This is a genomic window from Burkholderia sp. WTPI3, assembly GCF_021483755.1.
GTDB lineage: Bacteria > Pseudomonadota > Gammaproteobacteria > Burkholderiales > Burkholderiaceae > Burkholderia.
This window is the reverse complement of record NZ_JAGIXF010000047.1, coordinates 1-12,726: the sequence shown is the minus strand read 5'-3', so window position 1 is coordinate 12,726 and position 12,726 is coordinate 1. Positions and strand designations below refer to the sequence as shown.

The window sequence follows — 12,726 nt, the reverse complement described above, 5'->3', positions numbered from 1 at the left end:
AGCCGGTGGAAACGGCGTCACGCGCGCGGACGAATGTCAGGGAAGTGCCACTCGCCCGCGCGGCTGCCGTGCCGCAACAAGCGATGCCTCAGGACGTCCGGAGGGGGAGGAAGGCAGTGGTCATCGATTGTCTCCTTGGTTTAATAGTCAGGCCGTGGGATTGGCCGTGCTTTTCATATCGCAAGGTCGATGCCAGGTCTTCGGAAGCCACCAAAGCATTGTTTTTATTGTATTTCCCATAATGCGGCAGGCAAGGAAATCCGGGATTCCGGATTTCCGGAAAGCATCCGTCCGGCGATCCGGACGAATGCCCCGTTTCATCAGACAACTCAGTGCTGGACGGCCCGGCTCGCGAGCACGCCCGTCTGCGCATAGAACTCCTGCTGCGCGAACGCGTCGCGCTCGCGCCGCGCGCGCTCGCCGCGATCCGCGAGCGAGCCGGCGACGATCCCGATGAACGCGAGCGGCACCGACACGAGTGCCGGATTGTCGAGCAATACCGGCGCGTGCGCGTGGTGCAGCACGTCGACCCATACCGACTTCGACAGCACCGTGAGCGCGACTGCCGACGCGAGGCCGAGGCCGCCGCCGAGCACCGCGCCGCGCGTCGTCATCCCGCGCCAGAAGATCGACATCGCAAGCACCGGGAAATTGGCGCTGGCGGCCACGGCCGCGACGAGGCCGACCATGAACGCGACGTTCACGTGCTCGAACAGGACCGACAGCGCGATCGCGATTGCCGACAGCCCGATCGTCGCCGTACGCGAGATGCGCATTTCCAGCCGCTCGTCGGGCTTGCCGCGCGCCCACATCTGCGCATACAGGTCATGCGAGATCGTGGTCGCGCCGGCGAGCGTGAGCCCGGCGACCACCGCGAGAATCGTCGCGAACGTGACGGCCGCGATGAAGCCGTAGAACCAGTTGCCGCCGACGGCCTGCGCGAGCTTCACCGCGACCATGTTCGAGCCGCCGAGCAGGTCGTGCGTCAGGTTGAAGGTGCCGTTCGCACCGAGCCGGAAGAATTCCGGATGCTGCGCGAGCAGCACGATCGCCGAGAAGCCGATCACGAAGGTCAGGAGGTAGAAGTAGCCGATGAAGCCGGTCGCATACAGCACCGACTTGCGCGCCTCCTTCGCGTTCGGCACCGTGAAGAAGCGCATCAGGATGTGCGGGAAGCCTGCCGTACCGAACATCAGCGCGATGCCGAGCGACAGCGCGTTGGCCGGATCGCGGATCAGCTTGCCCGGCCCCATGATCGACAGCGCGCCCGGATGCACGGCCACCGCGCGGCGGAACATCGCATCGACGCTGAAACCGAATTCGCCGAGCGCGAGCACCGCCAGCAGCGTCGCGCCGCACAGCAGCAGCACGGCCTTGATCATCTGGACCCAGGTCGTCGCGGTCATCCCGCCGAAGAACACGTAGACGACCATCAGCACGCCGACGATCAGCTCGGCCGTGCCGTACGACAGCCCGAACAGCAGCTGGATCAGCTTGCCCGCGCCGACCATCTGCACGACCAGGTACAGCACGACGATCGTCAGCGCGTTCGCGGACGTCAGCAGCCGGATCGGCCGCTGAGCGAAGCGGTACGCGACGACATCGACGAACGTGAACTTGCCGAGGTTGCGCAGCGGCTCGGCGATCAGGAACATCACGAACGGCCAGCCGACCAGGAAGCCGATCGAATAGATCAGCCCGTCGAAGCCGAACATGAACACCATGCCCGACAACCCCAGGAACGATGCGGCCGACATGTAGTCGCCCGCGATCGCGAGCCCGTTCTGCAGCCCGGTGATACCGCCGCCGGCCGTATAGAAGTCGCGGGTCGAGCGCGTGCGGCGCGCGGCCCAGCGCGTGAGCGCGAGCGTCGCGAACACGAACGCGAAGAACATCGCGATCGCCACCGGGTTCAGCTCGACCTTGTCGGGCATCGGCCCCGCGACGCCCGTCGCGTCGGCGGTGGAGGAAACGAGAGCGGCCAGCGCGCCGAGCGCGCGCGAAGTGCGTTGCATGTCGGCCTCCGTCACGAACGCTGCAGGATCGCGTCGACGCGGCGGTCGAACGCACGGTTCGCGCGCAGCACGTAGCATGCGGTCAGGCCGATCGCGACCAGGATGATCGCGACGCCCGCGACGATCCCGACCGTGGTCGTCGCGCCGCGGTACAGCGGCGCGGCCAGCACGTGCGGCGCAAGCGCGACGAGCAGGATGAAGCCGTAATAGGTCGCGATCATCAGCGCCGTCAGCGTGAAGCTGAAACGGCGCCGTGCCCGCACGAGCTGCTGGTAGTCACGGCGAGCCGTGACCGATTCGATGACGGAAAGCTCCATGGTGTCTCCAATGTCTCCTCGTCGTTTCGCGAGAAGTGTCTTGTGGATGGCCGGCGCGTCAACCGATCCGCCCGCGCCACGGCGGCGGAAAACCTGCGTTACACGATGCGATCCGTACGCAGCCGCGCAACGTCCTCCGGCGACATCCCGAGCCAGCCGCCGAGCACCGCATCCGTGTCCGCGCCGAGCACCGGTGGCGCACCGCGCACCGGCAGCCGCGCTCCATCGAAGCGGTACGGCGGCGCGAGCACGTCGACGCCGCCCGCGACCGGATGCGGCTGGCGCGTGACGAGGCCCGCGCGGGTCGCGCGTTCCGACGTCAGCGCCTCGTGCAGCCCGAGCACTTCGCCGCACGGAATACCCGCGCCGGCGAGCGCGGCGAGCAGCGTCGCGCGCGGCCGGCGCGCGAGTTCGCGGCGAATTTCAGGGAGCAGGTCGGCGCGGTTCCGCGAGCGGCCGAGGTTGGTCTTGAAGCGTTCTTCGGCGGCGAGGTCGGGCCGCTCGATCACATCGCAAAATCGCGCGAACTGCGTGTTGTTGCCGACCGTGATCACGAGCGGGCCGTCGGCCGCGTCGAACACGCCGTACGGGACGATCGACGGATGCGCGTTGCCGTAGCGCGGCGGATCCTCGCCCGTGAGCAGCGCATCGAGCCCGTAGTACGCGGTGATCATCAGCCCGCAGTCGAACAGCGCCATCTCGATCTGCCGCCCGCGGCCCGTCGCATGGCGCTCGTACAACGCGGCGAGGATCGCCTGCGCCGAATACATGCCGGTGAACAGGTCGACCGCCGCGACACCGAACTTCAGCGGCGGCTGGTCGGCCTCGCCGTTCAGCGCCATCAGCCCTGCCTCGCCCTGCACGACGAGGTCGTAGCCGGGCCGCGCGGCCTCCGGGCCCGAACGGTCGTAGCCGGAGATCGCGCAATGCACGAGCCGCGGATTGAGCCCGGCCAGCGCGTCGTAGCCGAGCCCAAGCCTTTCCGCGCCGCCGCACTTGAAGTTGTGGATCAGCACGTCGGCCTGCACGGCCAGTTCGCGCGCGATGCGCTGCCCGGCTTCGGTCTGCAGGTCGACGCAGATCGAGCGCTTGCTGCGGTTCACGCTGTTGAAGTACGTCGTCTCGGTATTGCCGACCCGCAGCCCCCAGTCGCGCGTGTCGTCACCGCGAGCCGGATGCTCGACCTTGATCACTTCCGCGCCGAAATCGGCGAGCACCATCGCGCTCCACGGGCCCGCGAGCACGCGCGAGAAATCGAGCACCTTAACGCCGGCCAGCGGTAGCGCGCGCGGTTCGTTCGTCATGCCTGTCTCCTCCATTCGCGGGGTTTGCGCTTACTGCTTCGACAGCGCGATATAGCGCGCGAGATGATGATCCTCGTCGCCGAGCTGGTGATCGATCATCACGAGCCGCTTCGCGTAGTGCGACAGCGGCAGCTCCCAGGTCATCCCGATCCCGCCGTGCAGCTGGATGCTTTCTTCCGCCACCAGCGTGCCGATCCGGCCGATGCTGAACTTGGCCGCCGCAAGCGCACGCTCGCGCGGCGCGTGCGGTGCATCGAGCTGCGCGGCTGCATTGATCACCGCCGAGCGCGCCTGCTCGATTTCGAGCAACAGGTCGGCCATCCGGTGCTGCAGCGCCTGGAAGCTGCCGATCGGGACCCCGAACTGTTTGCGCGTGCGGAGATACTCGAGCGTCGCCTCCTTCGCGACGTCCATCGCGCCGAGCGCCTCCGCCGACAGCGCGAGCAGCCCGTAGCCGAGCACGCGTTCGAGCAGCGCCGCGCCCGCCTCTCCATCGAGTTCGCCGAGCGCGGCATCGGCCGGCAACGCGACGCGATCGAAGCGCACTTCCGCCGCGCGGCCGCCGTCGATCTTCCGGTAATCACGCAGCGACACGCCCGGCGCGTCGGCCGGCACGACGAACAGGCCGATGCCGGCTGCGTCGTCGTCCTGGCCGGACATGCGCGCGCTGACGACGAAGAACGCCGCCTGCGCGGCCTGGTCGACCACGCCCTTCGCACCCATCAGCACCCAGCCGTCGGCCGAGCGCTCGGCGCGCGTGCGCACGGTCGTCAGTTCGTAGTGCGAGCCCGGCTCGTCATGCGCGAACGCGGCGCTCGCGCTGCCGTCGATCAGCGCCGCGAGCTTGTCGGCGTGTGCGGGCCCGCCCGCGAGCGACAACGCACGGCCCGCGAGCAACGCGCCGAGGAACGGCTCGACGACAAGCCCGCGCCCGAGGCATTCGAACACCACGGCGATGTCGAAGCCTGCGCCGCCGAAGCCGCCATCGGCTTCGGGAAACAACGCGCCGACCGCGCCGAGCTCGGCAAAACGCTGCCACATCGTGCGATCGAAGCCTTCGGCCGACTGCGCGATGCGATCGCGAACCGGGAATGCATACTGTTCGGCGATGAAGCGGTTCAAGGTGTCCGCCAGCATCCGGCGGTCTTCTGTGTGCTGGAAATCCATCCTCGCGTCCCTCGTTACAGCCCGAGCATCATCTTCGCGATGATGTTCTTCTGGATCTCGTTCGAGCCGCCGAAGATCGACAGCTTGCGGTTGTTGAAGTACTGCCGCGCGGCGCTCGCGGCCTCGTCAGGGCCGACCGGCTCGCCGTCGTAGCTGGCGTCGAGCGCATCGTCGACGAACGGCTGCGCGTATGGCCCCATCGCGCGGCGCATCAGCGCGGTGATCTCCTGGCGGATCTGCGTGCCGCGGATCTTCAGCATCGAGCTTTCCGCGCCCGGCACGCCGCCGCCCGCGACCGCGGCCAGCACGCGCAGGTTGGTCGTGCGCATGTTCTCCAGCTCGATCTCGACGCGCGCGACGCGCGCCGCGAAGAACGAATCGTCCGCGAGCGGCCGGCCGTTCTTCGTGACCTTCGCGGCGACCGCACGCAGCCGCTCGAGCGCGGCCGTCGAGAAGCCGATCCCGGCGATGTTGGTGCGCTCGTACGTGAGCAGGTATTTCGCGTAGGTCCAGCCGCGGTTCTCTTCGCCGACCAGGTTTTCCACCGGCACGCGCACGTCGGTGAAGAACACTTCGTTTACCTCGTGCTCGCCGTCGAGCGTGATGATCGGGCGCACTTCGACGCCTGGCGTATTCATGTCGATCAGCAGGAAGCTGATGCCCTCCTGCTTGCGCACGTCGGTCGCGGTGCGCACGAGACAGAAGATCATGTTCGCGTAGTGGCCGAGCGTGGTCCACGTCTTCTGGCCGTTCACGACGTAATGATTGCCGTCGCGCACCGCGCTGGTCTTCACCGATGCGAGATCGGAGCCGGCGCCCGGCTCCGAATAGCCCTGGCACCACCAGTCGGTGCCATCGAGAATGCGCGGCAGCCAGTGACGCTTCTGCGCGTCGTTGCCGTACTTGATCAGCACGGGCCCGAGCATGTTCAGGCCGAACGGCACGATGCGCGGCGCCCCCGCAAGCGCGCATTCGTTGTCGAACAGGAACTTCTGCGCGACGCTCCAGCCGGGGCCGCCATATTCGCGCGGCCAGTGGCTCGCGAGCCAGCCGCGTGCATTGAGGATCGCGTGCCATTCGCGCATGTCGTCGCGCGTCAGATGCAGGCCGCCCTTCACCTTGCGCGCGGTGCGCGCGGGCAGTTCGGCTTGCAGGAAGCGCTGCACGTCGGCGCGGAACGCTTCCTCTTCGGGAGTGAAATTAAGATCCATCGTGGGTCCGTTGCGAATGCGGTTGGCGTTCAGTCGACACGGTTCAGGCTCGCAAAATCCGCGCCGCGCTCAACCAGCTCGACGAGCAGCGGCGAAGGCTTCCAGAACAGCGGATCTTCTTTCGCGAACGCGCGGATGTCGGCGAGCACGTTCGCGAGGCCGACGGTGTCCGCGTAGTGCATGGGGCCGCCGCGATAGCGCGGGAAGCCGTAGCCGTACAGGAACACCGCGTCGACGTCGAGCGGACGCAGCGCGATCTTCTCGTACACGACGTTCGCGCCTTCGTTGATCATCGCGGCGAGGTAGCGGCGCAGGATCTCGTCGTCGCTGAATTCGCGCGGCGTGACGCCCTTCTTCGCACGTTCTTCCGCGACGATCGCCTCGACTTCCGGGTCCGGCGTACCGACGCGCGCACCGCCCGGATACAGGTAATAGCCGCGCCCCGTCTTCTGCCCGAACCAACCGCGCTCGCACAGCCGGTCCGAAATCTCCACGTAGCGCGCGCGCGGATCGCGCGTCGCCGCGCGGCGCTTGCGGGTCGCCCAGCCGATGTCGCCGCCCGCGAGGTCGACAACCTGGAACGGCCCCATCGGGAAGCCGAATTCGCGCACCGCGCGATCGATCCGGTACGGCGACGCGCCGTCTTCCATCAGGTAGTCGGCCGCGGTGCGGTAGACGGCTAGGATCCGGTTGCCGATGAAACCGTCGCACACGCCCGCGCGCACCGGCGTCTTCTTCATCTGTTTCGCGAGCGCGAACGCGGTCGCGACGACGTCCGCACTCACGCGCGCCGGCACGACGATTTCGAGCAGCTTCATCACGTTGGCCGGCGAGAAGAAATGCAGGCCGATCACGTCGGCCGGCCGGTCGGTGCCGGCCGCCAGCTCGTCGATGTCGAGATACGACGTGTTGGTCGCGAGCACCGCGCCCGGCTTGCACGCGCGCGCGAGTTCGGCGAACACGGCCTTCTTCACCGCCATGTCCTCGAACACGGCCTCGATCACGACGTCGGCCTGCGCGAGCGCGTCGTACGACGTGCTGCCCTTGAAGCGCGCGAGCCGCGCCGCGTGCGCGGCCGGCGTCATGCGGCCCTTCGCGACGAGGCCGTCGTACACCTTCTCGACATGTGCGCGGCCGCGCGCGAGCGATGCTTCGTCGCGTTCGATCATCGTCACCGGCAGCCCGGCATCAAGCGCCGCGACCGCAATGCCCGCGCCCATCGTGCCGCCGCCGATCACGCCGATCCGCTCGACCGGGCGCGCGCTCGCGCGGCGCGCCTCGGGCGCCTTCGCGGCTTCGCGTTCCGCGAAGAACGCGTGCACGAGGCCCGCGCGCTGCGGGCTGTCGAGGCATTGCAGGAACAGGCTGCGCTCGAGCTTCATCCCGGCGTCGAACGGCTGCGTGAGCGCGGCCTCGACCGCGTCGACGATCTTCGCCGGCGAGAAGAGGCCACGCGACTTCTTCGGCAGTTCGGCGCGCGCCGCGTCGATCGCGGTCTGCGCGGCCGCGCGATCCGCGAGGCCGTGCGCATCGCGCGTGCGACGCACCGGCGCGCCGAGCGACACGAGTTCCTGCGCGTAGGCGAGCCCTTCGGCAAGCGTGTCGTCGCTGCGCGCGACGCGATCGACGAGGCCGAGCGCGAGCGCTTCGTCCGCGCTCGCGTGGCGCCCCGTCAGCATCAGGTCGAGCGCAGCCTTCGCGCCGATCAGGCGCGGCGCGCGCTGCGTACCGCCGGCGCCGGGCAGCAGGCCGAGCGTGACTTCGGGCAACCCGAGCTTCGAGCCGGGCACCGCGAGCCGGTAATGCGCGGCGAGCGCAACCTCGAGGCCGCCGCCAAGCGTCGCGCCGTGCAACGCGACCACGACCGGCTTCGCGCTCGACTCGATCCGCTCGCACACGTCGGGCAGCGACGGCGGAACCGGCGGCTTGCCGAATTCGCGGATGTCGGCACCCGCGATGAAGTTGCGGCCGGCGCCGACGATCAGCACCGTGCGGATCGCGTCGTCGGCCTGCGCGGCGTCGAGCGCATCGGCGAGGCCGCGCCGCACATCGGCGGACAGCGCGTTGACGGGCGGATGGTCGATCGTGACGACAAGCACCTTGTCGCGCCGTTCGCGCGTGACCGTGCCGGCCGCGGGGCTGGCGGGGGAAGCGGTGGAATTCATCGTGTCTCCAGTGCGGTGCGCCGCGCGGGGCTGCGGGACGAGCCGGCAGGGCCGGTTCCCGATCGGGGCCCGCGCGGCGCGGGAAACGCGCCAGCGTGGTCGCCGGGCATGACTCGATTCTCGATTGATCGAGATTCATTGACAATTCCCGCATGACTTTACAAGCTGTCAAGTCTGCCTTGACACCGAATGTTTTCCGACCGTTAAACGGGACGGATCAGGAGACACCGCGCATGGACCTGAACGCACTGACGCTGCTCGTCGAGATTCTCGACGCGGGCAATCTGAGCAAGGCCGCGCAACGGCTCAAGATGAGCCGCGCGAACGTCAGCTACCGGCTGAACCAGCTCGAACGCTCGATCGGCCAGCAGCTCGTGCGCCGCACGACGCGCCGCATCGAGCCGACCGAGATCGGACTGAAGCTGTACGAGCACGGCCGGCGCATCCGCAACGAGTTGCTCGCCGCGCAGGAATCAGTGACGACGCTCGGCCAGGACCTGCAGGGCCGTGTGCGGCTGTCGGTGCCGAGCGGCTACGGGCAGATGGTGATGTCCGACTGGCTGCTCGCGTTCAAGCGGCTGTATCCGGGCATCGTGCTCGACGTCGTGTTCGAGAATCGCGTGGAAGACCTGATGCGCGACGAGATCGACATCGCGGTGCGGGTGATGCCGGAACCGCCGCAGAACCTCGTCGCGCGCGACATGGGTGCCGTGCGCTACGTCGCGTGCGCGTCACCCGCGTTCGCGGCCGCGCACGGGATGCCCGCGAGCCTCGGCGCGCTGGCCGCGGCGCCGGTCGTCACCGCGACGGTGCTGGGCCGGCAGTTGCGGATCGCCGCGTATCTCGGCGACGAACGCCATGAGGTACTGCTCGAACCCACGCTGATTTCGGAGAACTTCCTGTTCCTGCGCCAGGCGATCCTCGCCGGGATCGGCGTCGGCATCGTGCCCGACTACGTGATGCAGGACGACATCCGGCACGGCGCCGTCGTCACGTCGCTCGACGCGTACCGCCTCAGCATCTTCGGCACGCACATGTACATGCTGTACATGCCGAACCGGCACCATACGCGCGCGACGTCGACGTTCATAGAGTTCATCCTCGAACAGGCCGGAAAGACCGGCCGGGGCGGGCCCGGCGGGATCCGTCAGGGTTTCCTGTCGGGTGACAATCCGCCGGCCGCGCGGCGACAATAGCGCGCCGCCCGTGCGGAGCGCGTGCCGCGCACACGCCGCCGCCTTCGAATTCACCGTTGCCGAGGGTTCCATGTTCGACCGGATTCGTCCGCATTCGCGTCCCCCGACGCTAGTCGCCGCGCTCGCGCTCGTCGCGCTCGTCACGTTCAACGCCGGCTGCACGTCCCCGTCCGCGCCGTCGGGCGCCGTCGTCCCGGTTGCCGCCGCGTCCGGCGTCGCGGTGCCGCTGCCCGGCGTTCACGCGCCCGAACTGTCGTCCGGCTGGACCGACAAGCCTGGCTGGACCTCGCAGCACTTCATGATCGCGGCCGCGAACCCGCTCGCGACGCAGGCCGGCTACGACATGCTGAAGGCCGGCGGCACCGCGATCGACGCGGCGATCGCGACGCAGATGGTGCTCGCGCTCGTCGAGCCGCAATCGTCGGGGCTCGGCGGCGGTGCGTTCATGCTGTACTTCGACGGCAAGGCAACGCAAGCGTACGACGGCCGCGAAACCGCGCCGGCCGCCGCGACCGATCGCCTGTTCTACGGGCCGACCGGCCAGCCGATGGGGTTCTACGAAGGTGTCGTCGGCGGGCGTTCGGTCGGCACGCCGGGCGTGCTGCGCATGCTCGACGCCGCGCACCGCGCGCACGGCAAGCTGCCGTGGCGCCGGCTGTTCCAGCCCGCGATCCGGCTCGCCGAGCACGGCTTCGCGATCAGCCCGCGCCTGGCGATGCTGATCGCGAACGACAGGTACCTGAGCAGCGATCCGGCCGCGCGTGCGTACTTCTACAACAAGGACGGCACGCCGAAGGCGGCCGGCACGGTGCTGAAGAACCCCGCGCTCGCGACCGTGCTGCGCCAGGTCGCCGACCGCGGCGCGAGTGCGTTCTACACCGGCGCGATCGCGCGCGACATCGTCGCGAAGGTGCGCAAGCATCCGACCAATCCGGGCCTGCTGTCGCTGCAGGATCTCGCGCGCTACAAGGCGAAGGTGCGTGCGCCGCTGTGTACCGATTACCGGCGCTCGGTCGTCTGCGGGATGCCGCCGCCGTCGTCGGGCGGCCTCGCGATCGCGCAGATGCTCGGCATCCTCCAGGCGATGCCCGACTGGCAGCAGATCGGCGTGCAGAAGCCGGTACGCACCGAACTGGGCTACGAGCCGACGCCGTTCGCCGCGCACCTGTTCAGCGAGGCCGGGCGCCTCGCGTATGCGGACCGCGCGCGCTACGTCGCCGATCCCGATTTCGTGCCGCTGCCGGGCGGCAGCTGGGCGAGCCTCACCGACAAGACCTATCTCGCGCAGCGCGCACGCCTGATCGGCGACAACAGCATGGGCGTCGCGCAGGCCGGCACGCCGCAGGGCGCGACGCTCGCGATGGCCGATGACCGCAGCCCCGAATTGCCGTCGACGTCCGACATCGCGATCGTCGATCGCTACGGCCAGGCGCTGTCGATGACGACGAGCATCGAAGACGCGTTCGGTTCGCGGCTGATGGTGCGCGGCTTCATGCTGAACAACCAGCTCACCGATTTCTCGTTCGTGTCGAGCGAGAACGGCCGGCCGGTCGCGAACCGCGTGCAGCCAGGCAAGCGGCCGCGCTCGGCGATGTCGCCCGAGCTGGTGTTCGACCAGAAGACGAAGCAGGTGACGATGATCGTCGGTTCGGCCGGCGGCCCCGCGATCATCAATCACGTCGCGAAGGCGCTGATCGGCGTGCTCGACTGGGGGATGACGATGCAGCAGGCGATCGCGCTGCCGAACTTCGGGTCGATGAACGGGCCGACGCAGCTCGAGCGCGGACGCGTATCGGATGCGCTCGTCGATGGGCTGAAGGGCCGCGGGCATGACGTGCAGCTCGTCGAGATGAACTCGGGACTGCAGGGAATTCAGCGGTTGAACGTGCAGGGGCAGACGGTGTGGTTCGGCGGCGCCGATCCGCGGCGCGAAGGGGTGGCGATGGGGGAGTGAGCGTACCCGTGCGCGGCGGCGCAGCACGCCGCGCGAAACCATTCGTCCGCCCATCCGTGGCGATATACCGACTCGTCTTACGCGCGTCGCGCGCGTCCCGCCTTTCGACCCGGTCCGACCACGATATGGTGCACCGCGCTCGATATCGAGTCCCATCCCCCGCCCCGTCAATTCCGTACTTGTCTGATCGACGACATATACGTCGCTCCGTATAGTCGTCCGCTCGAGTCGCAGACACCTCATCCCGGCATCCCGTTCGCAACGGCGATGCGCTCCGGTGCAGACGAAGCCTATTGCCGCCGTCTCGGGCTGTGTATGCGAAATCAAGCCATCAAATAATAAGGAGTACGATTCATGACCCACACCATCTCCACGCCTTCTGGCCGCGAGCGTGTCCGCTCGTGTATTGCGACGCGCCCGCCGCGCCTGTCCGCGCTCGCCTTCTCGCTCGTCGCGTTCGCCTCGGGCTACAGCTATGCAGCGGCCCCCAGTCTGACCCTGGACAACCTTGTCATCATTGAAGGCTATACCCCGCTAACCAGCGCAACGGGCGCAGGTTCGATCGCCCTTGGCGCCGGCGCGCAGGCGAAAGGTGAGAGCGGTGCCGATTACTCGGCGATCGCAATTGGCGCAGAAGCAATCGCCGACGGACGGTCCACGATCGCCATCGGCGAAGGAGCAAACGTTCACGGCGATCGCTCGAGCGCGCTCGGCGTCGGGTCGAACGTCAAAGCGAACCGCGCGCTCGCACTCGGCGCGGATGCGGCGGTCACCGCGCACGACGCAGTCGCGCTCGGACAAGGCAGCGTCGCCGACCGAGGCAACACGGTGTCGATCGGCAAGAGCGGCAACGAGCGCCAGCTCGTCAATCTTCGCGCCGGCACGACGGACACCGACGCGGTCAACCTGTCCCAGCTCAGGCCGGTCGTCGAAGCGCTCGGCGGAGAAGCCACGATCAACGCGGACGGGAGCGTGCGCGGCCCGAACTACAAGATCGACGGCCGGTCGTTCAGCGATGTCGGCAGCGCACTGACGAATCTGGACGAACGGGCCAAAGCCAGCGCGCAATCGATCACGACGCTCGACGGCCGCGTAACGAACGTCGAAGGCGAAGTCAAATCCATCCGCGTCGACGTCGACGATCTCGGCACGCGCCTCAACAACGGCATCACCGGCCTCGTGCGCCAGGATCCCGCGAGCCTCGCGATCTCGATCGGTGCGGACAAGGGCGGCGCGTCGGTGAGCGTCGCCGGTACGGACGGCACGCGCGTGCTGACCGGGCTGTCCAACGGTGTCGACGACACCGACGCCGTGACCATCGCGCAGTTGAAGGCGACCGGCCTGATCGATCCGAACGGCAAACAGCTCGGCGCCCTCGCGTACGACGACCTGACGCT

Annotated in this window: 8 protein-coding genes and 1 pseudogene; 3 read left to right on the top strand and 6 right to left on the bottom strand. The window is 68.5% G+C overall.

The genetic code is table 11. The features are described from left to right. Nucleotides 1-329: 329 nt before the first annotated feature. The 6 genes from J7024_RS23315 to J7024_RS23290 form a co-directional block, all read right to left on the bottom strand. Complete coding sequence (locus tag J7024_RS23315) at nucleotides 330-2,015, bottom strand: cation acetate symporter (protein ID WP_124827834.1); 1,686 nt, start codon at nucleotides 2,013-2,015, stop codon at nucleotides 330-332. 11 nt (nucleotides 2,016-2,026) lie between these two features. Next, nucleotides 2,027-2,332 carry a DUF485 domain-containing protein gene (locus J7024_RS23310; RefSeq protein ID WP_059544695.1) on the bottom strand — a complete coding sequence of 102 codons (306 nt, stop codon included), beginning with the start codon at nucleotides 2,330-2,332 and terminating at the stop codon, nucleotides 2,027-2,029. Between the two features lie 98 nt (nucleotides 2,333-2,430). Beyond that, on the bottom strand, nucleotides 2,431-3,636 hold the full coding sequence (locus J7024_RS23305) for a CaiB/BaiF CoA transferase family protein (RefSeq protein ID WP_124827833.1): 1,206 nt from the start codon (nucleotides 3,634-3,636) through the stop codon (nucleotides 2,431-2,433). 30 nt (nucleotides 3,637-3,666) lie between these two features. Beyond that, entirely contained in the window at nucleotides 3,667-4,803 is a 1,137-nt protein-coding gene (locus J7024_RS23300; RefSeq protein ID WP_124827832.1) for an acyl-CoA dehydrogenase family protein, read from the bottom strand. A gap of 14 nt (nucleotides 4,804-4,817) precedes the next feature. Then, complete coding sequence (locus J7024_RS23295; protein ID WP_175750981.1) at nucleotides 4,818-6,014, bottom strand: acyl-CoA dehydrogenase family protein; 1,197 nt, start codon at nucleotides 6,012-6,014, stop codon at nucleotides 4,818-4,820. Between the two features lie 29 nt (nucleotides 6,015-6,043). Beyond that, the gene (locus J7024_RS23290) at nucleotides 6,044-8,179 is read right to left on the bottom strand and encodes a 3-hydroxyacyl-CoA dehydrogenase NAD-binding domain-containing protein (protein WP_124827830.1); all 2,136 of its coding nucleotides are present in this window, start codon (nucleotides 8,177-8,179) and stop codon (nucleotides 6,044-6,046) included. A 233-nt stretch (nucleotides 8,180-8,412) separates the two neighbouring features. On the opposite strand from J7024_RS23290, the gene J7024_RS23285 reads away from it, so the two are divergent. The 3 genes and pseudogenes from J7024_RS23285 to J7024_RS23275 form a co-directional block, all read left to right on the top strand. Further along, nucleotides 8,413-9,375, top strand: a complete 963-nt coding sequence (locus J7024_RS23285; RefSeq protein ID WP_124827829.1) for a LysR family transcriptional regulator — start codon at nucleotides 8,413-8,415, stop codon at nucleotides 9,373-9,375. Nucleotides 9,376-9,445: 70 nt separating this feature from the next. Beyond that, nucleotides 9,446-11,329, top strand: a complete 1,884-nt coding sequence (gene ggt / locus J7024_RS23280) for a gamma-glutamyltransferase (RefSeq protein ID WP_124827828.1) — start codon at nucleotides 9,446-9,448, stop codon at nucleotides 11,327-11,329. Between the two features lie 354 nt (nucleotides 11,330-11,683). After that, a pseudogene (locus tag J7024_RS23275) lies at nucleotides 11,684-12,726 on the top strand (adhesin); the annotation flags it as partial.